Genomic DNA, 21,300 nt, shown 5'->3' with positions numbered 1-21,300 from the left:
CTGAACAGGGGCGGACTGAGAGCTGTGACGGCTCCCGGTAATCGGGGACGACACCAAGCTGAGGGCCGTGAGGGGCACCGATGGGTGCGCCCTGCACCCAAGTACCTGACCGCGGCACGAGACAAGAGGAACGGCAAGCCACCATGGCGGGACAAAAGATCCGCATCCGGCTCAAGGCCTACGACCACGAGGCGATCGACGCGTCCGCACGCAAGATCGTCGAGACCGTGACGCGCACCGGCGCTCGGGTCGTCGGGCCGGTGCCGCTGCCCACTGAGAAGAACGTCTACTGCGTCATCCGCTCCCCGCACAAGTACAAGGACTCGCGGGAGCACTTCGAGATGCGGACGCACAAGCGGCTGATCGACATCCTCGAGCCGACGCCGAAGACGGTCGACGCGCTCATGCGCATCGACCTGCCGGCCAGCGTCGACGTGAACATCCAGTAAGGCACGGCGACGAGGTAGCGGAGAGAACGAGACCAATGTCTGACAGGCAGATCAAGGGGATTCTGGGCACGAAGCTCGGCATGACCCAGGTCTTCGACGAGAAGAACCGGGTCATCCCGGTGACCGTCGTGCAGGCCGGGCCGAACGTGATCACCCAGATCCGGACCCCCGAGAAGGACGGCTACTCGGCCGTGCAGCTGGCGTTCGGCGCCATCGACCCCCGCCGGGTGAACAAGCCGCGCAGCGGCCACTTCACCAAGGCCGGTGTCACCCCGCGCCGCCACGTCGTGGAGCTGCGCACCGCGGACGCCGGTGAGTACGAGCTCGGCCAGGAGATCAGCGCGGACCTCTTCGAGGCCGGCGCGGTGGTCGACGTGGTCGGCACCAGCAAGGGCAAGGGCTTCGCGGGCACCATTAAGCGGCACGGTTTCCACCGTCAGCCGATGAGCCACGGTGCTCAGGCCGTGCACCGCAAGCCGGGTTCCATCGGCGGCTGCGCGACCCCCGGTCGCGTCTTCAAGGGCATGCGCATGGCGGGGCGGATGGGTTCCAACCGCGTCACCACGCAGAACCTGAAGGTGCACAAGGTCGAGGGCGACAACGGCCTGCTGCTGATCAAGGGCGCCGTGCCCGGCCCCAAGGGCGGCCTGGTGCTGGTGAAGAGCCCCGCGAAGGGTGGTGCGTGATGAGCTTGACGCTCGACGTCCGTACCCCGGACGGCAAGACCGACGGCACCGTCGAGCTGCCGGCCGAGATTTTCGACGCGCAGGCCAACGTGGCGCTGATGCACCAGGTGGTCGTGGCCCAGCTGGCCGCGGCTCGCCAGGGCACGCACGCCACCAAGACCCGCGGTCAGGTCTCCGGCGGCGGCAAGAAGCCGTACCGGCAGAAGGGCACCGGTAACGCCCGTCAGGGCTCCATCCGCGCCCCGCAGTTCACCGGTGGTGGCACCGTCCACGGCCCGCAGCCGCGGGACTACACCCAGCGGACCCCGAAGAAGATGGTGAAGGCCGCCCTGCGCGGTGCCCTCTCCGACCGGGTTCGCGCCGGCCAGCTGCACGTGGTCACCGGCGTGGTCGGCGGCGAGACGCCGTCCACCAAGTCGGCCAAGACCGCGCTGCGGAACTGGACCGAGGCCAAGAAGGTTCTGGTCGTGCTCGACCGCCACGAGGAGAACAACTCGTGGCTGAGCCTGCGGAACCTTGAGAACGTGCACCTGATCGACCCGGGTCAGCTGAACACCTACGACGTGCTCAACAGCGACGACGTGGTGTTCACCAAGGCCGCCTACGACCGCTTCGTCGCAGGCCCGGCCAAGGGCCGGTCGGTCAAGGCCGCCGCTTCTTCCGCTGAGGAGGCTGAGCAGTGAGCGCCGACCCCCGGGACATCATCCTCAAGCCGGTGATCTCCGAGAAGAGCTACGGGCTGCTGGAGCAGTCGCAGTACACCTTCTTGGTGGACCCGCGCTCGAACAAGACCGAAATCAAGATCGCCATCGAGCAGATCTTCGACGTCAAGGTCGCCAGCGTCAACACGATCAACCGCAACGGCAAGCGCAAGCGCACCCGCACCGGGTTCGGCAAGCGCAAGGACACCAAGCGCGCGATCGTCACCCTGACGCCGGAGAGCAAGGCGATCGAGATCTTCGGCGGTCCGGCCGCCTGACGGTGCTGACGAGGACGAGGTTTCTTTAGAAATGGGCATTCGCAAGTACAAGCCGACGACGCCTGGACGTCGTGGCTCGAGCGTGTCCGACTTCGCCGAGATCACCCGGACGGAGCCGGAGAAGTCGCTGATCGTTCCGCTGAACCGCAAGGCGGGCCGCAACGCTCAGGGCAAGATCACCACGCGGCACAAGGGTGGCGGTCACAAGCGGGCCTACCGCCTGATCGACTTCCGCCGCAACGACAAGGACGGTGTGCCGGCCAAGGTCGCGCACATCGAGTACGACCCGAACCGCAGCGCTCGGATCGCTCTCCTGCACTACGCCGACGGCGAGAAGCGGTACATCATCGCGCCGAACGGTGTGAAGCAGGGCGACGCCATCGAGAGCGGCGCTCGGGCCGACATCAAGCCGGGTAACAACCTCCCGCTGCGCAACATCCCCACCGGTACCGTGATCCACGCGATCGAGCTCCGCCCCGGTCAGGGCGCGAAGATCGCTCGCTCGGCCGGTGCCCGGGTGCAGCTGGTGGCCAAGGACGGCCCGTACGCCCAGCTGCGGATGCCCTCGGGCGAGATCCGCAACGTGGACGCGCGCTGCCGCGCCACCGTCGGCGAGGTCGGCAACTCGGAGCACGCCAACATCAACTGGGGCAAGGCCGGCCGCATGCGGTGGAAGGGCAAGCGCCCGACCGTCCGCGGTGTCGTCATGAACCCGGTGGACCACCCGCACGGTGGTGGTGAGGGCAAGACCTCCGGTGGTCGCCACCCGGTCAACCCGAACGGCAAGCCGGAGGGTCGTACCCGTCTCCGCAAGCCGAGTGACAAGCTCATCGTCCGCCGCCGCCGTACCGGCAAGAAGCGCTGAGCAGGGAGGTAAGCAAACATGCCACGCAGCCTGAAGAAGGGCCCGTTCGTGGACGACCACCTGCTCAAGAAGGTGGACGCGCTGAACGAGTCCGGCAAGAAGACCGTGATCAAGACCTGGTCCCGCCGGTCGACGATCATCCCGGACATGCTCGGTCACACCTTCGCGGTGCACGACGGCCGCAAGCACGTCCCGGTGTTCGTCACCGAGGCGATGGTGGGGCACAAGCTGGGCGAGTTCGCCCCGACCCGCACCTTCAAGGGTCACGTCAAGGACGACCGGAAGTCGCGCCGCCGCTGAGCGGGTCTGTGACACGAACGAGTAAGAGCAAGGGGTAGCAGGATGACAGCCCGTTCCGACTCCACTGCGGCGGAAGCCCCGCACGCAGTGGCGCGGGCCCGGTTCGTCCGCGTGTCGCCGATGAAGGCGCGCCGCGTGGTCGAGCTCATCAAGGGCCGGAGCGCCAGCGATGCCCTGGCCGTGCTTCAGTTCGCGCCGCAGACCGCCAGCGGTCCGGTGTCGAAGGTGCTCGCCAGTGCGATCGCCAACGCGGAGAACAACCTTTCCCTCGACCCCGAGACGCTGGTCGTGCGCCACGCGTACGTGGACGAGGGCCCGACGTTGAAGCGGTTCCGGCCGCGCGCGCAGGGCCGTGCGTACCGGATCCGGAAGCGGACCAGCCACATCACGGTCGAGGTCGAATCTCGGCCGGCGGCGACCAAGTCCCGAAAGAGCCAGAAGGGGAGTGCCCGGTAGTGGGTCAGAAGATCAACCCGCACGGCTTCCGACTCGGCATCACCACGGACTGGAAGTCTCGCTGGTACGCCGACAAGCAGTACTCGGAGTACGTCGCGGAAGACGTCAAGATCCGCCGGCAGCTGTCTCGCGGGATGGAGCGCGCTGGGATCTCGAAGGTGGAGATCGAGCGCACCCGTGAGCGCGTCCGCGTGGACATCCACACCGCCCGGCCGGGCATCGTCATCGGCCGTCGCGGTGCCGAGGCGGACCGCATCCGCGGTTCGCTGGAGAAGCTGACCGGCAAGCAGGTCCAGCTCAACATCCTCGAGGTCAAGAACCCCGAGGCGGACGCCCAGCTCGTCGCGCAGGGCGTGGCCGAGCAGCTGTCCAACCGCGTGTCCTTCCGTCGCGCGATGCGCAAGGCCATTCAGTCGGCCATGCGCTCCCCGCAGGTCAAGGGCATCCGGGTGCAGTGCGGCGGCCGCCTGGGCGGCGCGGAGATGTCGCGCTCGGAGTTCTACCGCGAGGGTCGCGTTCCGCTGCACACGCTGCGCGCGGACATCGACTACGGCTTCTTCGAGGCCCGCACCACCTTCGGGCGCATCGGCGTCAAGGTGTGGATCTACAAGGGCGAGCTGGTCGGTGGCCTGAAGCAGAAGCAGCAGGAGTCCGAGGTCCGCCCGCCGCGCGGCGGCGGCGACCGCAACGAGCGTGGTGGCCGCGGTGACCGCGGTGGCCGTCGTCGCGGCGGCGACCGCGGCGAGCGCGGTGGTGCTGACAAGTCCGCCAAGTCCGAGGCCAAGGCCCCGGAGGGCGAGCAGCAGGCCGCGCCGGCTGAAGAGAAGACGGAGGGCTGAGACGTGCTCGTCCCACGCAGGGTGAAGTGGCGCAAGAGCCACGCGCCGAAGCGTAAGGGCTTCGCCAAGGGTGGCACCCGGATCAGTTTCGGCGAGTACGGCATTCAGGCGATCGAGCACGGCTACGTGACCAACCGTCAGATCGAGTCGGCCCGTATCGCCATCACCCGGCACGTCAAGCGTGGCGGCAAGGTGTGGATCAACATCTTCCCGGACCGCCCGCTGACCAAGAAGCCGGCCGAAACCCGTCAGGGTTCCGGTAAGGGTTCGCCGGAGTCCTGGGTCGCCAACGTCAAGCCCGGACGCATCATGTTCGAGCTGACCTTCCCGAACGAGAAGACGGCGATCGAGGCGCTGACTCGTGCGGCGCACAAGCTCCCGATGAAGTGCAAGATCGTGTCCCGCGAGGGTGGTGACTTCTGATGGCAGCGGGTGTCACCGCATCCGAGCTCCGCGAGCTGAACAACGAGGAGCTCGTGCAGCGGCTGAAGGAATCGAAGGAAGAGCTGTTCAACCTCCGGTTCCAGATGGCCACGGGTCAGCTGCAGAACAACCGGCGGCTGCGCGTCGTCCGCCAGGACATCGCCCGGATCTACACCATCATGCGCGAGCGCGAACTGGGCCTGACGGTTAACCCCGAAGGCGCTGAGGAGGGCGCGGCATGAGTGAGAAAGGACAGGGCGTGGAGCGCAACAGCCGCAAGGTGCGCGAGGGCTACGTCGTCTCGGACAAGATGGACAAGACGATCGTGGTCTCCCTGGAAGACCGCAAGAAGCACGCCCTCTACGGCAAGGTCATGCGTCAGACCACCAAGGTCAAGGCGCACGACGAGGCCAACACCGCCGGCGTCGGCGACCGGGTGCTGCTGATGGAGACCCGGCCGCTCAGTGCCAGCAAGCGCTGGCGCTTGGTCGAGGTCGTCGAGAAGGCCAAGTAACGAACACCAGTGAACCGGCCGGTCGTCGGCAAGATCAGCGACCGGCCGTTTCGCTTGTGGAAGTTGACCGCGCGTGTCAGGTCGGGAATTTGGCACGCCAGAGTGTGTCCGGGCACAAGGTCCGGGCACTTAGGGTCAGGAGTCAGACGTGATCCAGCAGGAGTCGCGACTTCGCGTCGCCGACAACACCGGGGCCAAGGAGATCCTCACGATCCGTGTCCTCGGTGGGTCGGGCCGGCGCTACGCGGGCCTCGGGGACATCATCGTGGCGACCGTCAAGGAAGCCATCCCCGGTGCCGGAGTCAAGAAGGGCGATGTGGTCAAGGCCGTCATCGTCCGCCAGAAGAAGGAAAAGCGTCGCGCGGATGGTTCCTACATCCGGTTCGACGAGAACGCCGCCGTCCTGGTGAAGCCGGGTGGCGAGCCGCGGGGTACCCGCATCTTCGGGCCGGTGGCCCGAGAGCTGCGCGACAAGAAGTTCATGAAGATCATCTCGCTCGCGCCGGAGGTGTTGTGATCATGAAGATCAAGAAGGGCGACACGGTCGTCGTCATCTCCGGTAAGGACAAGGGCGCCAAGGGCAAGGTCATCCAGGCCATGCCGGCGGAGCAGCGGGTCCTGGTCGAGGGTGTCAACCGGATCAAAAAGCACACCAAGGTCTCCCGGACCGAGCGTGGTGCGCAGTCCGGCGGCATCGTCACCCAGGAAGCCCCGATCCACGTGAGCAACGTGATGGTCGTGGACTCGGACGGCAAGCCCACCCGCGTCGGACACCGCGTCGACGAGGACGGCAAGAAGGTCCGCGTCGCGCGCAGCAACGGTAAGGACATCTGATCATGACCACTGCTGAGAAGATCGTCCCCCGGCTCAAGACCCGGTACCGCGAAGAGATCCGCTCGGCGTTGAACGAGGAGTTCAACTACGCCAACGCCATGCAGGTGCCGGGCGCGGTCAAGGTCGTGGTCAACATGGGTGTTGGCGACGCCGCGCGGGACAGCAAGCTGATCGAGGGCGCGGTCCGCGACCTCACCCTCATCACCGGCCAGAAGCCCGAGGTTCGTCGGGCCCGCAAGTCCATCGCGCAGTTCAAGCTGCGCGAGGGCCAGCCGATCGGTGCGCGGGTCACCCTGCGCGGCGACCGCATGTGGGAGTTCCTGGACCGTCTGGTCACCATCGCGCTGCCGCGCATCCGTGACTTCCGCGGTCTTTCGCCGAAGCAGTTCGACGGCAGGGGCAACTACACGTTCGGCCTCAACGAGCAGTCGATGTTCCACGAGATCGACCCCGACTCGATCGACCGTCCGCGAGGCATGGACATCACCGTCGTTACCACTGCCACCACCGATGAAGAGGGCCGGGCGCTGCTGAAGCACCTGGGCTTCCCGTTCAAGGAGAACTGAGCGATGGCGAAGAAGGCGCTGGTTCACAAGGCGGCCCAGAAGCCGAAGTTCAAGGTGCGCGGTTACACCCGCTGCCAGAAGTGCGGACGTCCGCGTTCGGTCTTCCGCAAGTTCGGTCTGTGCCGCGTCTGCTTCCGCGAGATGGCGCACGCGGGTGAGCTGCCCGGCGTGAGCAAGTCCTCCTGGTGACGTGACGCCCGCTTCGGGGTCCCGGTTGTCCGGTGCGAACCGGCGGCCTTTACCCTGAAGCGGGCGCTACCAGGGCTGATGCCCACGCTCCGCACGCGAGCCGTGCTCGTGCACGACTGGAACAGGGCCCCGTCACCGTGGCGGGAGGCCCCGAACTTCGTCCAGGCCAGAGCCCAGACGTCCGCCCGCAGGGCGTGACCGGTCCGGGCTCATCGGAACCAGACGAGAAAGGTTGAGCAGGTCATGACGATGACCGATCCGATCGCAGACATGCTGACGCGTCTGCGCAACGGAAACTCGGCATACCACGACGAGGTCGTGATGCCGCACTCCAAGCTGAAGGCGAACATCGCCGAGATCCTCAAGCGGGAGGGCTACGTCGCCGGCTCCCGCGTCGAGGACGGGGACACTCACAAGAACCTCGTCGTCGAGCTGAAGTACGGCCCGAACCGCGAGCGGAGCATCGCGGGCCTGCGCCGGGTCTCCAAGCCCGGTCTGCGGGTCTACGCCAAGTCCACGAACCTGCCCAAGGTTCTCGGTGGTCTGGGCGTCGCCATCATCTCGACCTCCGGCGGTCTCGTGACCGACCGGCAGGCCATGAAGAAGGGCGTGGGCGGGGAAGTCCTCGCCTACGTCTGGTAAGGGAGGAGGAGCGGCCATGTCGCGCATCGGAAAGCTGCCGATCACCGTCCCCTCCGGCGTCGAGGTGAACATCGACGGCCAGGCGGTGACCGTGAAGGGCCCCAAGGGCGAGCTGTCGCACCAGGTCCGCGAGCCGATCGTCGTCGAGAAGGACGAGGACGGCGCGGTGCTGGTCAAGCGCCCGGACGACGAGCGGGAGAGCCGGTCCCTGCACGGGCTGACCCGGACCCTCGTCAACAACATGGTGATCGGCGTCAGCCAGGGATACCAGAAGGATCTGGAGATCCAGGGCGTCGGTTACCGCGTGCTGCAGAAGGGATCGAACCTCGAGTTCTCCCTCGGCTACAGCCACCCCATCGTGATCGAGCCGCCGGACGGCATTCAGTTCGCGGTCGACGGCCCGACCAAGCTTTCGGTCAAGGGCATCGACAAGCAGCTGGTCGGCGAGATCGCGGCTCGTATCCGCAAGCTGCGCAAGCCCGACCCGTACAAGGGCAAGGGTGTCCGGTACGCGGGTGAGACCATCCGCCGCAAGGTCGGAAAGACGGGTAAGTGACCATGAGCGAGACAGCTACCAAGCGCAAGCCGGTTGGCAAGGACATCTCGACCAAGCGTCGGCTCGCCCGCGCCAAGCGTCACACGCGCCTCCGGAAGAAGATCCTGGGCACCGCCGAGCGCCCGCGTCTGGTCGTCACCCGGTCGCTGCGCAACATCACCGCGCAGGTCATCGACGACACCAAGGGCCACACCGTTGCCTCGGCCACCAGCTTGGAGAACGAGCTGCGCGGCTTCGAGGGTGACAAGAAGGCCGTGGCCACCAAGGTCGGCGAGCTCGTCGCCGCCCGGGCCAAGGACGCCGGTGTCGAGAAGGTCGTGTTCGACCGCGGCGGCAACGCCTACCACGGTCGCGTGGCCGCTCTGGCCGACGCCGCCCGTGACGGCGGACTGGAGTTCTGACAAGTGCGTAAGAACGAGACTGGAAGGGACGCCTGATGCCTGGACGCACTCGGCGTGAAGGCGGGGAGTCCGGCGGCAAGGACCGCCGGGACCGCCGCGACGGCGGCCGTGGCGGGGCGGCCCAAGAGAAGACCCCGCAGTTCGAACGTGTCGTGACCATCAACCGCGTCGCGAAGGTCGTCAAGGGTGGTCGGCGCTTCAGCTTCACCGCTCTCGTCGTCGTCGGCGACGGTGACGGCGTGGTCGGCGTCGGCTACGGCAAGGCCAAGGAAGTTCCCGCGGCCATCGCCAAGGGCGTCGAGGAGGCGAAGAAGAACTTCTTCCGCGTCCCGCGCCTGGGCGGCACCATCACCCACCCGGTTCAGGGCGAGGACGCGGCCGGCGTCGTGCTGCTGCGTCCGGCCAGCGCCGGTACCGGTGTCATCGCCGGTGGCCCGGTCCGCGCGGTGCTGGAGTGCGCCGGTGTCCACGACGTGCTGAGCAAGTCGCTGGGCTCGGACAACCCGATCAACATCGTGCACGCCACGGTGGACGCCCTGAAGCAGCTGCAGCGTCCGGAGGAGGTCGCGGCCCGCCGCGGTCTGCCGCTGGAGGACGTGGCTCCGGCCTTCATCATGCGTGCGCGCGCCGCCGGGACGGGGGTCTGATCGTCATGGCACAGCTCAAGATCACCCAGGTGCGCGGGCTGGTCGGCACCAAGCAGAACCAGCGCGACACCATGCGCAGCCTCGGTCTGCGCAAGATCCGTCAGTCCGTGGTGCGCCCGGATGACTCGAACGTGCGCGGCATGGTCAACGCCGTCCGTCACCTCGTGACGGTCGAGGAGGTCGACTGACATGGTCATCAAACTGCACGACCTGCGTCCGGCCCCCGGTGCCAAGCGCGACAAGATCCGCGTCGGCCGCGGTGAGGCCTCCAAGGGCAAGACCGCCGGTCGCGGTACCAAGGGCACCAAGGCCCGCAAGACCGTCTCCCCTCGTTTCGAGGGTGGGCAGATGCCGATCCACATGCGGCTCCCGAAGCTCAAGGGCTTCAAGAACCGCTTCCGCACCGAGTACCAGGGTGTGAACCTCGGCAAGCTGGCCCAGGCGTTCCCGGAGGGCGGCACCGTCGGTTTCGACGAGCTCGTCGCCAAGGGCCTGGTCAAGAAGAACGAGCTGGTGAAGATCCTCGGTGGTGGGGACCTGGAGGGCGTCAAGCTCGACGTCTCCGCCCACGCCTTCACCGGCAGCGCTCAGGAGAAGATCACCGCCGCCGGCGGTTCGGTCACCAAGATCGAGCGCTGATAAGGCTCAGCGGAAGACCCGCCATCCCCACGGGATGGCGGGTCTTCTCTTTTTCCCGTTCGATCCCCGTCGTTCTGCTGATTACCACTACTTCCCAGTCGGGATACCCTGCGCGCTCGGGACATCACCCTGGGCAGTTCACTTAGCCGGATCGCGCGTTCCCGGGCCCCGATCCGCTCGAACGCCGGAACCCCTCTTCAGCGCAAGCCGGTCCGCCGAAGAGCCTCAAGCGAAGGTGGGGTGGGCAGGCTCCGTTTCGTGGGTGTTCCCGCGATCACAGGACTCCCTAATTTTGTCGGCGCCGTTCAGCCGGGCGGCGCTGGTGAATCGAGGGAGGAACGACGGCATATGCGACCACGACAGGTGGGACGGCGCGCCGTCCTGGTGATCGCCGCGGTGCTGGCCGCGGTCGTCCCGGGGGCTGCGGTGGCCCAGGCCGGTGGCCAGGCGCCGCCGCCCGAATCGCACTGCACCTATCACTTCAGCACCGGCGAGACGCTGTGCTTCAAGAGCCTGGCCGAGGCGACCGCGCAGTCGCGCGACGCCCGCGGTGACGTCATCCAGGCGACCCTGTTCGCGGACCCGAACTACGGCGGCAGCAGCTTCACCGTCTACGGCGACGGCATGTGCGAGAAGGACGGCGTCGTCAACTTCCAGATCAACCTGCCCGACGACTGGAAGAACACGGTCTCGTCGGTCCAGCCGTGGGGCGGGTGCTGGATCTGGCTGTACCCGGAGCCGGACCTCGGCGGCGAGCGCGACGGGCCGTTCAAGGAGAACACGCCCGACGTCGGTTCGATGATGAACGACCGCACCCAGTCCGTCGGTCTGAGCTGAGGGGATTCCGCGATGCAGGCACGAACGATCCGCACCCTGGTGGCCTCGGCGAGCGTGCTCGGCGCCCTGGCCGTGCCCACGACGGCCAACGCCGAGGACGTCGGCGTCCTCGACGCCCGCGGCGTCAGCGCCGCCGACGAGCCGACGGTGCGCGAGCTGCTGGAGAAGTGCGACAACGGCACCGACAGCTGCGTGTTCCACCCGGCCGGCGAGCCGGAGTACTTCACCGCCGACGCCAAGCAGGTCGGCGACCCGGTCTACAACTGCACCCCGGACGACCAGCGGCACAACGTGACCTGGTCGGACACCACGTCGCAGAGCAACAGCGTCGGGCTGTCGATGACCACCGAGGCCGGGTTCGGGAAGGTCTTCGCGGTCAGCTACGAGCAGACCTTCCAGCACACCTGGGAGGAGTCGCACACCGAGTCGCAGACGACGTTCGTGGACACCGGCTCGCACCAGGTCGGCTGGGTCGAGCGGGCGGCGCAGATGCAGAAGGTGCGCGGCACCTACGAGCTGCACTTCGAGGACAAGTTCCACGACCACTACATCTGGTACGTCAACGACTTCGAGGCGACCGGGCCCGCGGAGGACTCCTCCACGGCGGTCAGCCAGCACACCCGGGACATGACCGAGGACGAGGTCAACGCCTGCCCGTGACCGCCCTCCCGGGGGTGACCGGATTACCGCAGTAATCCGCCACCCGATTACGGCGGTATTCCGTCCCCCGATTACCGGAGTAATCCGGTCACCCCGTGGGGACGTGAGCGTGGAACGGGAATCCGATCGAGAGGAACTCGATGTACAAGCGCATTGCGGTGAGCTGCGCGTCCGCGGTCGCGGTGGCGCTGCTGGTGGCGCCGTCGGCCTCGGCGGCGGACGAGCCCACGGTCCGGGAGCTGCTGGAGAAGTGCGACAACGGGACCGACAGCTGCGTGTTCCACCCGGAGGGCGAGGTGGAGTACTACCAGGACACCTCGAAGGAGGTGGGCGCTCCGGTCTTCAACTGCACCGACCGGGACCAGCAGATGAGCGTCGCCTGGTCGGACAGCTCGGCGGAGAGCAACAGCGTGGGGCTGTCGATGAGCACCAGCTTCGGCGAGGTGTTCAAGGTGACCTTCAAGGCCACCTACGGGCACGAGTGGCGGTCCGAGCACACCGAGTCGCAGACGACCTTCATCACGGTGCGGCCCGGTGAGGTCGGGCAGGTCTACCACGGCGCGAAGATGCAGAAGGCCAAGGGCACCTACGAGCTGCACTTCGAGGACAAGTTCTACGACCACTACATCTGGTACGTGAACGACTTCGAGGCCAGCGGCCCGGCCGACGACCAGGGCGGCACGGTCACCCAGTCGACACGCCCGATGACCGATGAGGAGAAAGCGGACAACTGCGGTTGAGAGAGGTGGGGGAAGTTTTCATGAAAACTTCCCCCACCCCTCACGGGAAGTGACGTTTCCACGGGAACTTCCTGTCCCCGCAACGCAGCTGGTCACCGTGTGAATAACGGCAACCGCGCCGAACCGGGCGGGGTTGCCGCTGCTGGGCGGCGATGTTGCTGAACGTTGATCGTCGTGAGGGTTCGGTCGCTGTCCGTATCCGGCTCGCGGCCTGCTAAAGTCGCGCGGTAGTGCCGTGGGTGACCACGGCCTTGTCCATGGAGTTTCCCGCCGTGCCGGCTGGCGAAGCCGGCCGCTTGTTTTCCGGCCGGTTCCGACCGGCTCGCGTACAGGAGGTTCGCGTGCTCGGCGCCTTCCGCTCGGCTCTGGCAACGCCGGACCTGCGCCGCAAGATCCTGTTCACGCTGGGAATGGTGGTGCTGTACCGCCTGGGCGCGACGATCCCGTCGCCCGGTGTGTCGTACCCGAACATTCAGCAGTGCATCCAGCAGATTCAGGGCAGCGGCGCCCAGAGCGTGTACTCACTGCTCACCCTCTTCAGCGGCGGCGCGCTGCTGCAGCTGTCGGTGCTGTCGCTGGGCATCATGCCCTACATCACGGCGAGCATCATCATCCAGCTGCTGCAGGTGGTCATCCCGCGCTTCGAGCAGCTGAAGAAGGAAGGCCAGTCCGGCCAGGCCAAGCTCACCCAGTACACCCGGTACCTGACGATCGCCCTGGCGATCCTGCAGGGCACCGGCATCGTCGCGCTCGCGGTGCGCGGTCAGCTGTTCCAGGGCTGCTCGGTCTCGCCCATCCCGGACGACTCCGTGCTGAACCTGATCACCATCGTGGTCGTGATGACCGCGGGTGCCGCCGTCCTGATGTGGATGGGCGAGCTGATCACCGAGCGCGGCATCGGCAACGGCATGTCGCTGCTGATCTTCGTCTCGATCGCGTCGCGGATCCCGGCCGAGGGCGGCAACATCCTGACCTCGCACGGTCCGCTGGTGTTCGCGATGGTCTGCGTGTTCGCGGTCGCCATCATCGCCACGGTCGTCTTCATCGAGCAGGCGCAGCGCCGCATCCCGGTGCAGTACGCCAAGCGCATGATCGGCCGCCGGATGTACGGCGGGACGTCGACGTACCTGCCGCTGAAGGTCAACCAGGCGGGTGTCATCCCGGTCATCTTCGGTTCGTCGCTGCTGTACCTGCCGCAGCTGATCGGTCAGCTGGCCGGCAACCAGGACAGCTGGTGGGCCCGCTTCCTGCAGACCTACATCGTCGACCCGTCCAGCTGGGTGCACATCCTGCTGTACATGCTGCTGATCATCTTCTTCGCCTACTTCTACGTGTCGATCACGTTCAACCCGGAGGAGCGGGCGGACGACATGAAGAAGTTCGGCGGGTTCATCCCGGGCATCCGCCCGGGTCGCCCGACGGCGGAGTACCTGAGCTTCGTGCTCTCCCGCATCACCCTGCCCGGTTCGCTGTACCTGGGCGTGGTGGCCATCCTGCCGATGTTCTTCCTGGGCTTGACCGGTGGTCAGGGCCAGAACCAGAACTTCCCGTTCGGCGGCACCGCGGTGCTGATCATGGTCAACGTGGGTCTGGACACCGTGAAGCAGATCGAGAGCCAGCTCACGCAGCGCAAGTACGAGGGCTTCCTCCGGTAGGCTGGAGCGTCCGGGCGTGTGCCACACACGCCCGGACCTGCGTGCGTGCCCTTGCGCTCACTTCCGCATGGGCGTGTTCGCATGCCCGCCGTCCATGCGTAGGGTGGTTGGGATCGCGGCGCCGTCGGTCCGGGGCGGCGCGGCGCAGCTCGTCAGCAGTTGGCGCGCGATGGTGAGGATTCGGAGGCAGACCCTTGGTGCGATTGGTTCTCGTCGGCCCGCCCGGTGCCGGTAAGGGTACCCAGGCGGCTGTGCTCAGCGAGAAGCTCGGTGTGCCGCACATCTCCACCGGAGATCTGTTCCGCGCGAACATCGGCAACTCCACGCCGCTCGGCCAGAAGGCCAAGAGCTACATGGACGCCGGTGAGCTGGTGCCGGACGAGGTCACCAACGAGATGGTGCGCGACCGCCTCTCCGACGAGGACGCGGCCCAGGGTTTCCTGCTCGACGGCTACCCGCGCAACACGTCCCAGGCCGAGGTGCTGACCGGGATCCTCGGTGAGAAGCACCTCGAGCTGACCGCGGTCGTGCAGTTCGACGTCCCGGAGGAGGAGCTGGTCAAGCGCATGCTGGCGCGCGGCCGCTCGGACGACACCGAGGACGTCATCCGGCGTCGCCTCGCGGTGTACCACGAGGAGACCGAGCCGATCCTGGGCTACTACCAGGACAAGGTCATCAAGATCGACGCCCTGGGCTCGATCGAGGAGATCACCGGCCGCGCGCTGGAAGCGCTGCGCAGCCACCAGTGAGCGTTCGCGCGGCCGGTCACCTCGGGTGGCCGGCCGTCGCGTTTCATCCGCCGGGCGCGACCCGGCACCGTCCGTACATACTTCGAAGGTGAGTGCCTTGTTGCGTCGGGGGAAGGGCATCGAGCTCAAGTCGCGCGGTGAGATCGAGGCGATGCGCGCCGCCGGTCTGGTCGTCGCGCGTGCGCTGGCCGCGGTGCGGGAGAAGGCCGTGCCGGGGGCGAGCACCGGCGAGCTCGACGCCGTGGCCGAGCAGGTCATCCGCGACGCGGGCGCGGTGCCCTCGTTCAAGGGCTACCACGGTTTCCCGGCCTCGATCTGCGCCTCGCTGAACGAGAAGGTCGTGCACGGCATCCCGTCGGTGCGCGAGACCCTCTCCGAGGGCGACCTGCTGTCGGTCGACTGCGGCGCGATCCTCGACGGCTGGCACGGCGACTCCGCCGTCACGCTGGCCATCGGCGAGATCAGCGACGCCGACCGGGCGCTGTCGGCCGCGACCGAGGCGTCGATGTGGGCGGGCATCGAGCAGGTGCGCGCCGGCAACCGGCTCACCGACATCTCGCACGCGGTGGAGTCGGCGGCGCTGGCCGCGGCGAAGGCCGACGGTCGCGAGTACGGCATCATCGCCGAGTACGGCGGCCACGGCATCGGCACCCAGATGCACATGGAGCCGTTCCTGCCGAACCTCGGCAAGCCCGGCCGGGGGCCGAAGCTGCGCGTGGGCATGTGCCTGGCGGTCGAGCCGATGCTCACCGGTGGCACCGCGGAGACCGAGGAGCTCGACGACGCGTGGACCGTCGTCACCGAGGACGGCTCCCGCGCGGCCCACTGGGAGCACACGGTCGCCATCACCGACGAGGGCCCCTGGGTCCTCACCGCCCCCGAGGACTCCTGATCGGGCGCAGTTTTCATGAAAACTGCACGTCCCCACACCACGGGAAGATTTCATGAAAACTTCCCTCCCCCCAACCACCCGAATCTCTCAGGACCTTCCTGACCAGGGGTTTTCCGGTGGAAACCGGGGTTCCCGAGTCTGGTGGGGTGTGTGGGACTCGTGGGGAGGGGGACAGTTTTCATGAAAACTGTCCCGTCCGGGGGATCAGGACTTGTGTCCCGTCCGGGGGATCAGGACTTGTGTCCCGTCCGAGGGATCAGGACTTGGGGCGTCGGCAGGCGTAGACGCGGGCCGGGGGGATGTTGCGCCAGACGGCGCTGCGGGGGAAGACCTCGTCGAACGTCTCGTCGAGGGCGCCGACGAACTCCTTGGTCTGGGCGCGCCACAGCGTCGTCAGGTAGGTGACCGTGGTGAACACGGCGCTCGGTGACATCACCGAGGCCGTCTCGTGCAGCAGCTCGCGCTGCTTGTCGCCGGGCAGCAGCGTCCACGGGATCGAGCTGATCACCGCGTCGACCCGGTCCACACCGGCGTCGGCGAGGATCTTGCGCAGGTCGGAAGCGTCCCCCTCGATCACTTCCAGCCACGGCTTAATGCGGTTGAGGTAGCGGACCAGCGCCGGGTCGATCTCCACCGCCAGGTGTCGGGACCCGGGCGCGATGCGCTGCCGGATGGGTCCGCTGAGCGCTCCGGTGCCCGGGCCGAGCTCCAGCACGGTGCTGGGGCGGTTGCTGGGCACGACGTCGGCGACCGCGCGGGCCACGTGCTCAGAGGTCGGCAGCACCGCACCCACCTTGGACGGGTGCTGCACGGCGCGGCCCACGAACGTCAGGTATTCGCGCGACTTGTTCACGGTTCTCCTGCCCCTCCCCGGGTTGAGATGCCGCCCGACCGTAACCGGTCCGCAATCGGCTCCCGACATCGACCGAATACCCGCCTTTTGCCTGGAAGTACCCGCTTGTCGAGCTCGTCAGGCCTGCGCGAGGGGGCGGCGGCAGAGGTAGTGCAGGATCGGGGGGAAGTTCCGCCACGTGGTGTGGGTGAGGACCTCGTCGAAGGACTCGTGCAGCCGTCCCCGGAACCGGCGCGCGTTGCGGGTCCGCTCGGCGGGCAGGTAGGTCAGCGCGGTGAACGCCCCGTGCGGGGTGAGGGCCTGCGTGACCTGGTCGAGGATGTGGCCCTGGGCGGAGTCGTCGAGCAGCGACCAGGGGATGCTGCTGATGACGGCGTCGACCCGGTCGATGCCGCGGTCGGCGAGCACCGCCTTGAGGTCGCCCGCGTCGCCGTGCACAACCTCCAGCCACGGCTTGTTCTCGCGCAGGTGTGCGACCAGGTCGGCGCCGAGCTCGATGCCCAGGTGGCGCGCCCCGGCGGGCAGCCGGTCGTGGATGCCGTCGGACAGCGATCCGGTGCCGGGGCCGAGCTCCACGACCACGGGGGTCCCGGTGCTGGGCACGACCTGGGCGACGGTCGCGGCGACCGCGTGCGAGGTGGGGGTGGCGGCGCCGACCATGCGCGGGTTGCGCACGGCCGTGCTGAAGAAGGTCCGGTACTCGGCGAGCTTGCCGGTCAACGGCGTGCCGGTGCGCTGCTGCTGGGCTGTCACGCTGCTCCTCGGTCTTTTCCCGGGTGGCCGCGCCCCGACGCCGGTGTCGAGGGTGTCGAGTGTGCGATCGAAACTAGTGAGCCCGAGAAGACCCGCGCAAGCCGCCGATGGCGTCGGATGCGGTGTGAGCAGCCCCGATGTGTGGTGCTCAACGGGCTGCGCGTACGATGGACTATCGGCGCACGAGTGGCGCCGGTTCGTTGTGCCCGGAGTGTCCGTCCGCGCGGCTCTGATTCCCAGAGTATCCGGATCGGGTGGTCATCGGTATTTCGAATCGGGCCCCGCGTGTGTCGGTCATGCGCGTCGGGGCCTCCGACGTGCGTGGCAGGGGCCTTTCGGCCCCGCAAACCGTCACCGTCACGAAACGCGGAGGACATGGGCAAGAAGGACGGGGCCATTGAGGTCGAGGGTCGGGTGATCGAGCCGCTTCCCAACGCGATGTTCCGCGTCGAGTTGGAGAACGGCCACAAGGTCCTCGCGCACATCAGTGGCAAGATGCGCCAGCACTACATCCGAATCCTCCCCGAGGACCGGGTTGTGGTGGAGCTCTCGCCGTACGACCTCTCCCGTGGGCGCATCGTCTACCGCTACAAGTGACCTCCACGGTGTCCGGGGCGACCCGGACACGCGTCCAACAGGAGAGCACGACCGTGAAGGTCCAGCCGAGTGTGAAGAAGATCTGTGACAAGTGCCAGGTCATCCGTCGTCACGGACGGGTCCTGGTGATCTGCGACAACGCCCGTCACAAGCAGCGTCAGGGCTGAGCGCAGACCACTTCGGTCGCAGACGACATCGAGAAGAACTCCCACGACCTGTCGGCTCGAGAGCTGAGCCGGCTGACCTCCGGACCAGGCCGGGGCTCCGCACCTCACGTGCGGGGGCGGCGTGGGAGCAGACCTGGACCGATCTAAGGAGAAGGAGCCGACATGGCACGGCTCGTTGGTGTTGATCTCCCGCGCGAGAAGCGCATGGAGATCGCGCTCACCTACATCTTCGGGATCGGCAAGACCCGGGCCAAGGAGATCCTCTCCGGCACCGGCGTCTCCGCCGACGCGAAGCCGCGCGACCTCGACGACGAGCAGCTGACCAAGCTGCGCGACTTCATCGAGGAGAACTACCGGGTCGAGGGTGACCTCCGCCGCGAGGTCCAGGCCGACATCCGCCGGAAGATCGAGATCGGTTGCTACGAGGGTGTGCGCCACCGTCGTCACCTGCCCCTCAACGGGCAGCGGACGAAGACCAACGCGCGTACCCGCAAGGGACCGAAGAAGACGGTCGCCGGCAAGAAGAAGGCCGGGAAGAAGTAAGCCTCGCTAGGAGAAAGCTGAAGCTATGCCACCCAAGGCTCGCGCCGGCGCCGTCAAGAAGGTGCGGCGCAAGGAGAAGAAGAACGTCGCCCACGGGCAGGCTCACATCAAGAGCACGTTCAACAACACGATCGTTTCGATCACCGACCCCACCGGTGCGGTGATCAGCTGGGCCTCCGCCGGCCACGTCGGGTTCAAGGGCTCCCGCAAGTCCACCCCGTTCGCCGCGCAGATGGCCGCCGAGAACGCGGCCCGCAAGGCCGCCGAGCACGGCATGAAGAAGGTCGACGTCTTCGTCAAGGGTCCGGGTTCGGGCCGGGAGACGGCGATCCGCTCGCTGCAGGCCGCAGGCCTCGAGGTGGGCACCATCCAGGACGTGACCCCGCAGCCGCACAACGGCTGCCGCCCGCCGAAGCGTCGTCGGGTCTGAGCCGCGGGAAAGGAGTAAGGATCACCAATGGCTCGTTACACCGGTCCCGCGACCCGCAAGTCCCGTCGTCTCAAGGTTGACCTTGTCGGCGGAGACCAGGCCTTCGAGCGTCGCCCGTACCCGCCGGGGCAGCACGGTCGCGCGCGCATCAAGGAAACCGAGTACCTGCTGCAGCTCCAGGAGAAGCAGAAGGCCCGGTACACCTACGGCGTGCTCGAGCGTCAGTTCCGCGCGTACTACGAGGAAGCCAACCGCCGCCCCGGCAAGACGGGTGAGAACCTGCTGCAGCTGCTGGAGTGCCGGCTGGACAACGTCGTGTACCGCGCCGGTCTGGCCCGCACCCGTCGCATGGCGCGTCAGCTCGTCAGCCACGGTCACTTCCTGGTCAACGGCAAGAAGGTGAACGTCCCCAGCTTCCAGGTTTCGAAGTGGGACATCATCGACGTCAAGCCGAAGGCCCTCGGCACCACGCCGTTCCTGATCGCCAAGGAGACGCTGGGCGAGCGCCCGGTGCCGGCTTGGCTCCAGGTCGTGCCCTCGAACCTGCGCATCCTGGTGCACCAGCGCCCGGAGCGCGCGCAGATCGACACCCCGGTCACCGAGCAGCTCATCGTCGAGCTCTACTCGAAGTGACGCGTCCCGCCGGCGATCTCCTCGCGAGGTCGCCGGCGGCCGCAGCCAGCGGTGGCGGTGCAGGAATCCGTCGCCGGCCCGCGATCTTTCGCGGGCATGCCGTTCCATCGGCGTCAAATAGCGGGCGCCGTGAGGAAAGGAATACGAAGTGCTCATCTCCCAGCGACCCACACTGTCCGAAGAGGCCGTGTCGGAGACCCGTTCCCGGTTCGTCATCGAGCCGCTGGAGCCGGGCTTCGGTTACACCCTGGGCAACTCGCTGCGTCGTACGCTGCTCTCCTCCATCCCGGGGGCGGCGGTCACCAGCCTGCGCATCGACGGTGTGCTGCACGAGTTCACCACCATTCCGGGTGTGAAGGAGGACGTCACCGACGTCATCCTGAACATCAAGGAGCTCGTCGTCTCCTCCGAGGAGGACGAGCCGGTCACCATGTACCTGCGCAAGCAGGGACCGGGTGAGGTCACCGCGGCGGACATCGTCCCGCCGGCCGGTGTCACCGTGCACAACCCCGATCTGCACATCGCCACGCTGAACGCGAAGGGCAAGCTGGAGATCGAGCTCGTCGTCGAGCGTGGTCGTGGCTACGTCCCCGCGATGCAGAACAAGCAGACCGGTGCTGAGATCGGCCGGATCCCGGTCGACTCGATCTACTCGCCGGTTCTGAAGGTGACCTACAAGGTCGAGGCCACTCGTGTCGAGCAGCGCACCGACTTCGACAAGCTGATCCTCGACGTCGAGAGCAAGCCGTCCATCACGCCCCGCGATGCGGTGGCGTCGGCCGGTCGCACTCTCGTCGAGCTGTTCGGGCTCGCTCGCGAGCTCAACATCGATGCCGAGGGCATCGAGATCGGCCCGTCGCCGGCGGAGGCCGACACCATCGCGGCGTACGCGATGCCGATCGAGGACCTGGACCTGACGGTTCGCTCTTACAACTGCCTCAAGCGGGAGGGCATCCACACCGTCGGCGAGCTGGTTTCGCGCAGCGAGGCCGACCTGCTGGACATTCGCAACTTCGGTGCGAAGTCCATCGACGAGGTCAAGATGAAGCTGGCCGGTCTGGGCCTGGCCCTGAAGGACAGCCCGCCCGGGTTCGACCCGTCCGCTGCCGCGGCCGAGTACCCCGCGGAGAGCTGGACCGCCGAGGACGAGGTCATCGTCGGTTCGGCGGGTCCCGTCGAGGACACCGGCTACGACGACGGTCAGGACTACGCGGAGACAGAGCAGCTGTAGCTGTGTTGCGCGTCCGGGGTTCACCGGCGCGCCCTCGAGAGGAGCAACCGATGCCCACCCCGACCAAGGGTCCGCGTCTCGGCGGGTCCCCGTCGCACGAGCGGCTCATCCTGGCCAACCTGGCCACCTCGCTGTTCGAGCACGGTCGGATCACGACCACCGAGGCGAAGGCGAAGCGGCTGCGGCCGATCGCCGAGCGGCTGATCACCAAGGCCAAGAAGGGCGACCTGCACAACCGTCGCGAGGTCATGAAGACCATCCGCGACAAGGACGTCGTGCACAAGCTCTTCGCCGAGATCGGTCCGTTCTTCGCCGACCGCAACGGCGGTTACACCCGCATCGTCAAGACGATGCCGCGCAAGGGTGACAACGCGAAGATGGCCGTGATCGCGCTGGTGGCGGAGAAGACCGCCACCTCCGAGGCGGAGGCCGCCCGCGGCACCACGTTCGCCAAGGACGAGCCGAAGGCCGCCGAGCCCCAGGCTGAGGAGACCGCGGAGACCACCGAGGCCGCCGAGGCCCAGGTGGAGTCCGCTGAGGACACCGCCGCCGAGAAGAAGGACGAGTCCTGATTC

At 67.4% G+C, this 21,300-nt stretch carries 36 protein-coding genes; 34 read left to right on the top strand and 2 right to left on the bottom strand.

Features of this window, described 5'->3' with window-relative positions:
* Positions 1-143: 143 nt before the first annotated feature.
* From rpsJ to map, 27 genes are all read left to right on the top strand, one after another.
* Positions 144-449, top strand: a complete 306-nt coding sequence (gene rpsJ, locus BM424_RS05725; protein ID WP_009948626.1) for a 30S ribosomal protein S10 — start codon at positions 144-146, stop codon at positions 447-449.
* Positions 450-484: 35 nt separating this feature from the next.
* Entirely contained in the window at positions 485-1,135 is a 651-nt protein-coding gene (gene rplC / locus BM424_RS05720; RefSeq protein WP_093414197.1) for a 50S ribosomal protein L3, read from the top strand.
* Positions 1,135-1,818 (top strand): 50S ribosomal protein L4, encoded by a 684-nt coding sequence (gene rplD, locus BM424_RS05715; protein WP_093414195.1) that lies wholly within the window; start codon positions 1,135-1,137, stop codon positions 1,816-1,818. The genes rplC and rplD overlap by 1 nt, the downstream gene beginning before the upstream one ends.
* Positions 1,815-2,114 (top strand): 50S ribosomal protein L23, encoded by a 300-nt coding sequence (gene rplW, locus BM424_RS05710; RefSeq protein ID WP_093414194.1) that lies wholly within the window; start codon positions 1,815-1,817, stop codon positions 2,112-2,114. The genes rplD and rplW overlap by 4 nt, the downstream gene beginning before the upstream one ends.
* A gap of 31 nt (positions 2,115-2,145) precedes the next feature.
* Positions 2,146-2,979, top strand: coding sequence for a 50S ribosomal protein L2 (gene rplB / locus BM424_RS05705; protein ID WP_093414192.1), 834 nt, complete (start codon positions 2,146-2,148; stop codon positions 2,977-2,979).
* An 18-nt stretch (positions 2,980-2,997) separates the two neighbouring features.
* Positions 2,998-3,279, top strand: coding sequence for a 30S ribosomal protein S19 (gene rpsS / locus BM424_RS05700; protein ID WP_093414191.1), 282 nt, complete (start codon positions 2,998-3,000; stop codon positions 3,277-3,279).
* A 42-nt stretch (positions 3,280-3,321) separates the two neighbouring features.
* Positions 3,322-3,735 (top strand): 50S ribosomal protein L22, encoded by a 414-nt coding sequence (gene rplV, locus BM424_RS05695; protein ID WP_093414189.1) that lies wholly within the window; start codon positions 3,322-3,324, stop codon positions 3,733-3,735.
* Positions 3,735-4,574 (top strand): 30S ribosomal protein S3, encoded by an 840-nt coding sequence (gene rpsC / locus BM424_RS05690; protein WP_093414188.1) that lies wholly within the window; start codon positions 3,735-3,737, stop codon positions 4,572-4,574. Before rplV ends, rpsC begins: the two co-directional genes overlap by 1 nt.
* 3 nt (positions 4,575-4,577) lie before the next feature.
* Complete coding sequence (gene rplP, locus BM424_RS05685; RefSeq protein ID WP_093414186.1) at positions 4,578-4,997, top strand: 50S ribosomal protein L16; 420 nt, start codon at positions 4,578-4,580, stop codon at positions 4,995-4,997.
* The gene (gene rpmC / locus BM424_RS05680) at positions 4,997-5,239 is read left to right on the top strand and encodes a 50S ribosomal protein L29 (protein ID WP_093414185.1); all 243 of its coding nucleotides are present in this window, start codon (positions 4,997-4,999) and stop codon (positions 5,237-5,239) included. Before rplP ends, rpmC begins: the two co-directional genes overlap by 1 nt.
* Complete coding sequence (rpsQ, locus tag BM424_RS05675) at positions 5,236-5,511, top strand: 30S ribosomal protein S17 (protein WP_093414183.1); 276 nt, start codon at positions 5,236-5,238, stop codon at positions 5,509-5,511. The genes rpmC and rpsQ overlap by 4 nt, the downstream gene beginning before the upstream one ends.
* Before the next feature lie 148 nt (positions 5,512-5,659).
* Positions 5,660-6,028: a 50S ribosomal protein L14 gene (gene rplN / locus BM424_RS05670; RefSeq protein WP_010315405.1), complete on the top strand. Its 369-nt coding sequence runs from the start codon at positions 5,660-5,662 to the stop codon at positions 6,026-6,028.
* 2 nt (positions 6,029-6,030) lie between these two features.
* Complete coding sequence (rplX, locus tag BM424_RS05665; protein WP_093414697.1) at positions 6,031-6,345, top strand: 50S ribosomal protein L24; 315 nt, start codon at positions 6,031-6,033, stop codon at positions 6,343-6,345.
* Between the two features lie 2 nt (positions 6,346-6,347).
* Positions 6,348-6,911, top strand: a complete 564-nt coding sequence (rplE, locus tag BM424_RS05660) for a 50S ribosomal protein L5 (protein WP_093414182.1) — start codon at positions 6,348-6,350, stop codon at positions 6,909-6,911.
* Positions 6,912-6,914: 3 nt separating this feature from the next.
* Complete coding sequence (locus BM424_RS05655) at positions 6,915-7,100, top strand: type Z 30S ribosomal protein S14 (RefSeq protein ID WP_093414180.1); 186 nt, start codon at positions 6,915-6,917, stop codon at positions 7,098-7,100.
* A 243-nt stretch (positions 7,101-7,343) separates the two neighbouring features.
* Complete coding sequence (gene rpsH, locus BM424_RS05650) at positions 7,344-7,742, top strand: 30S ribosomal protein S8 (RefSeq protein WP_093414178.1); 399 nt, start codon at positions 7,344-7,346, stop codon at positions 7,740-7,742.
* A gap of 16 nt (positions 7,743-7,758) precedes the next feature.
* Entirely contained in the window at positions 7,759-8,298 is a 540-nt protein-coding gene (rplF, locus tag BM424_RS05645) for a 50S ribosomal protein L6 (RefSeq protein ID WP_093414176.1), read from the top strand.
* A gap of 2 nt (positions 8,299-8,300) precedes the next feature.
* On the top strand, positions 8,301-8,699 hold the full coding sequence (gene rplR, locus BM424_RS05640) for a 50S ribosomal protein L18 (protein WP_175547934.1): 399 nt from the start codon (positions 8,301-8,303) through the stop codon (positions 8,697-8,699).
* Between the two features lie 35 nt (positions 8,700-8,734).
* Positions 8,735-9,346, top strand: coding sequence for a 30S ribosomal protein S5 (gene rpsE, locus BM424_RS05635; protein WP_093414173.1), 612 nt, complete (start codon positions 8,735-8,737; stop codon positions 9,344-9,346).
* A 5-nt stretch (positions 9,347-9,351) separates the two neighbouring features.
* Positions 9,352-9,534 (top strand): 50S ribosomal protein L30, encoded by a 183-nt coding sequence (gene rpmD / locus BM424_RS05630; RefSeq protein WP_093414171.1) that lies wholly within the window; start codon positions 9,352-9,354, stop codon positions 9,532-9,534.
* Between the two features lies 1 nt (position 9,535).
* The gene (rplO, locus tag BM424_RS05625) at positions 9,536-9,985 is read left to right on the top strand and encodes a 50S ribosomal protein L15 (protein WP_093414169.1); all 450 of its coding nucleotides are present in this window, start codon (positions 9,536-9,538) and stop codon (positions 9,983-9,985) included.
* 348 nt (positions 9,986-10,333) lie between these two features.
* Positions 10,334-10,822 carry a hypothetical protein gene (locus BM424_RS05620; protein ID WP_093414167.1) on the top strand — a complete coding sequence of 163 codons (489 nt, stop codon included), beginning with the start codon at positions 10,334-10,336 and terminating at the stop codon, positions 10,820-10,822.
* A gap of 12 nt (positions 10,823-10,834) precedes the next feature.
* Entirely contained in the window at positions 10,835-11,482 is a 648-nt protein-coding gene (locus BM424_RS05615; protein WP_093414165.1) for a hypothetical protein, read from the top strand.
* Between the two features lie 140 nt (positions 11,483-11,622).
* Complete coding sequence (locus BM424_RS05610) at positions 11,623-12,222, top strand: hypothetical protein (protein ID WP_093414163.1); 600 nt, start codon at positions 11,623-11,625, stop codon at positions 12,220-12,222.
* Positions 12,223-12,563: 341 nt separating this feature from the next.
* A complete protein-coding gene (gene secY / locus BM424_RS05605; protein WP_093414161.1) occupies positions 12,564-13,877 on the top strand; it encodes a preprotein translocase subunit SecY in 1,314 nt (437 codons plus the stop codon).
* A gap of 194 nt (positions 13,878-14,071) precedes the next feature.
* On the top strand, positions 14,072-14,626 hold the full coding sequence (locus tag BM424_RS05600) for an adenylate kinase (RefSeq protein ID WP_217649622.1): 555 nt from the start codon (positions 14,072-14,074) through the stop codon (positions 14,624-14,626).
* Positions 14,627-14,723: 97 nt separating this feature from the next.
* Positions 14,724-15,518 carry a type I methionyl aminopeptidase gene (map, locus tag BM424_RS05595; RefSeq protein WP_093414159.1) on the top strand — a complete coding sequence of 265 codons (795 nt, stop codon included), beginning with the start codon at positions 14,724-14,726 and terminating at the stop codon, positions 15,516-15,518.
* A 256-nt stretch (positions 15,519-15,774) separates the two neighbouring features.
* On the opposite strand, the gene BM424_RS05590 is transcribed toward map, so the two are convergent.
* Both BM424_RS05590 and BM424_RS05585 read right to left on the bottom strand, forming a co-directional pair.
* On the bottom strand, positions 15,775-16,371 hold the full coding sequence (locus tag BM424_RS05590; RefSeq protein ID WP_093414157.1) for a class I SAM-dependent methyltransferase: 597 nt from the start codon (positions 16,369-16,371) through the stop codon (positions 15,775-15,777).
* Positions 16,372-16,488: 117 nt separating this feature from the next.
* Entirely contained in the window at positions 16,489-17,031 is a 543-nt protein-coding gene (locus BM424_RS05585; protein ID WP_245775663.1) for a class I SAM-dependent methyltransferase, read from the bottom strand.
* A 468-nt stretch (positions 17,032-17,499) separates the two neighbouring features.
* On the opposite strand from BM424_RS05585, the gene infA reads away from it, so the two are divergent.
* From infA to rplQ, 7 genes are all read left to right on the top strand, one after another.
* Positions 17,500-17,721: a translation initiation factor IF-1 gene (gene infA / locus BM424_RS05580; RefSeq protein WP_009948665.1), complete on the top strand. Its 222-nt coding sequence runs from the start codon at positions 17,500-17,502 to the stop codon at positions 17,719-17,721.
* Positions 17,722-17,774: 53 nt separating this feature from the next.
* Positions 17,775-17,888 (top strand): 50S ribosomal protein L36, encoded by a 114-nt coding sequence (gene rpmJ, locus BM424_RS05575; protein ID WP_093414693.1) that lies wholly within the window; start codon positions 17,775-17,777, stop codon positions 17,886-17,888.
* A gap of 162 nt (positions 17,889-18,050) precedes the next feature.
* Entirely contained in the window at positions 18,051-18,431 is a 381-nt protein-coding gene (rpsM, locus tag BM424_RS05570; RefSeq protein ID WP_093414155.1) for a 30S ribosomal protein S13, read from the top strand.
* Positions 18,432-18,456: 25 nt separating this feature from the next.
* Positions 18,457-18,861, top strand: a complete 405-nt coding sequence (gene rpsK, locus BM424_RS05565) for a 30S ribosomal protein S11 (protein ID WP_093414154.1) — start codon at positions 18,457-18,459, stop codon at positions 18,859-18,861.
* A 27-nt stretch (positions 18,862-18,888) separates the two neighbouring features.
* A complete protein-coding gene (rpsD, locus tag BM424_RS05560; RefSeq protein WP_093414152.1) occupies positions 18,889-19,494 on the top strand; it encodes a 30S ribosomal protein S4 in 606 nt (201 codons plus the stop codon).
* Positions 19,495-19,642: 148 nt separating this feature from the next.
* On the top strand, positions 19,643-20,725 hold the full coding sequence (locus tag BM424_RS05555; protein WP_093414151.1) for a DNA-directed RNA polymerase subunit alpha: 1,083 nt from the start codon (positions 19,643-19,645) through the stop codon (positions 20,723-20,725).
* A gap of 50 nt (positions 20,726-20,775) precedes the next feature.
* Positions 20,776-21,297 (top strand): 50S ribosomal protein L17, encoded by a 522-nt coding sequence (rplQ, locus tag BM424_RS05550; protein WP_093414149.1) that lies wholly within the window; start codon positions 20,776-20,778, stop codon positions 21,295-21,297.
* The last annotated feature ends 3 nt before the right edge of the window (positions 21,298-21,300 follow it).

The organism is Saccharopolyspora flava, from assembly GCF_900116135.1.
Lineage (GTDB): Bacteria > Actinomycetota > Actinomycetes > Mycobacteriales > Pseudonocardiaceae > Saccharopolyspora > Saccharopolyspora flava.
This window is presented reverse-complemented; position numbering and strand designations above follow the sequence as displayed.